1 pseudogene is annotated in these 1,511 nt (G+C 77.8%); it reads left to right on the top strand.

Going from position 1 to position 1,511, the window contains the following annotated elements:
- Positions 1–1,511 (top strand): annotated as a pseudogene (locus tag EAO70_RS37045) (AfsR family transcriptional regulator); the annotation flags it as partial.

Here is a 1,511-nt window from a genome sequence, read left to right as displayed (position 1 = left end):
GTTGCTGGAGACGGTGGCCGAGTACGCGCGGGAACGGCTGGTGGAGTCGGGCGAGGAGGCGGAGGTCGAACGGCGCCATCTGACGTACTACCGGGAGCTGGCCCGGACCACCGATCCCGAACTGCGGGGCTCCGGACAGGTCGAGGCCGTCGCGCTCCTGGAGCGGGAGCACGACAACCTGCGCGGGGCCCTGCGGACGGCCGTCGCGTTCGGCGCGGAGCAGGAGGTGCTCTGCCTCGTCCACTCCCTCAGCTGGTTCTGGCAGCTGCGCCACCACCAGGCCGACGCCCGCGCCTGGGCCGTGGAGGCGGGCCGGCTCGGACCCGACCCGTTCCGGGAGCCGGTGCGACCGGCCGAACCGTTCGAGGGCAGGTGCACGGACGTCCCGCCGCCGTGGAGCGGCGAGCGCCTCCGGGAGGCCCGGCGCGGCGGGCGGCTCTACGCGCTCGCGACCGAGGGAGGCCGGGGAGCCTCCGCCTTCGAACGCCCCGGGGCCCACGCGAGGCTCGCCGCGGTGGTCGCCGCGTACCGGCCGGGGCTTCCCCAGACCTGCCGCCAGCCCGGCACGATGTGGCATTTCGCCCGCCTGATGGCGGGGGAGTTCACGGGCCTCGACGAGGTCCTCACCGCGGTCGTCGACGCCTGTCGCGCCCACGCCCCCGGCTGGGACCTGGGCTTCGCCCTGCTCGTCCGGGCCAAGCTCGTCGTGCACGGTCCCGCCGACGCGGCCGAGGCGCTCGCCCTCTTCGAGGCCGCGGGCGACCCCTGGGGCATCGCCGAGTCCCTCGCCGCCCGGGGCGAGGCCCACGAGCGGGCCGGGCGGCTCGCCGAGGCCGCCGACGACTACCGGCGGGCCGCGGAGGCCGCCGAGCGGGTCGACGCGCGCTCCCAGGTGCCGCTGTCCACCGCGCGCCTGGCGGCCGTACGGCTGCGGCTCCGGCCGGAGGGGGACCCGGCGGCCGAGCAGCTGCTCGTCGAGGCCGCGGACGCCGCGGGCGAGTGGGGCGCGGAGGTCGCCGGCTCGGCCCGGATGCTGCTCGTCCAGCACTACGCCCACACCGGGCGGACCGCTCCCGCGCGGGAGCAGCTCGCCCGTCTTGAGGGCGAGTTCGGGGAGTCGACCCCGTCGCTCTTCCTGGGGCTCGCCGGCGGGGCCTCGGCCTGGCTCGACTGCCTCGACGGCGCCCACGACCGGGCCGTGCGGCGGCYRGCCGCCGCCGTCGCGGACGTGGAGACCCTGGCCCACCTGGTGGCCCCGTACCTGCTCGTCACCCAGTTCGCGACGGCGGCGTGGGCGCTCGGCGGGCGGGGCGGACCGGGCGACGCGGAGGCCGGGGCACGGCTCCTGGGCGCCTACGACGCCCACGCCGGCTCGTCCACCGGCGGCGGCTTCCGCCCCTTCACGTCCGGGACCGAGTCCCTGATCAGGACGCGGGCCGAGGAGACGCTCCGCACGGCACTCACCCCGGAGACGTACGCCCGCCGCCACGGGGAGGGGAGGGAACTCACCC

The sequence above is a fragment of the Streptomyces sp. adm13(2018) genome (assembly GCF_008042145.1).
GTDB lineage: Bacteria > Actinomycetota > Actinomycetes > Streptomycetales > Streptomycetaceae > Streptomyces.
Note: the sequence above shows the minus strand (reverse complement) of the source record. Positions and strands in the feature narration are given on the sequence as shown.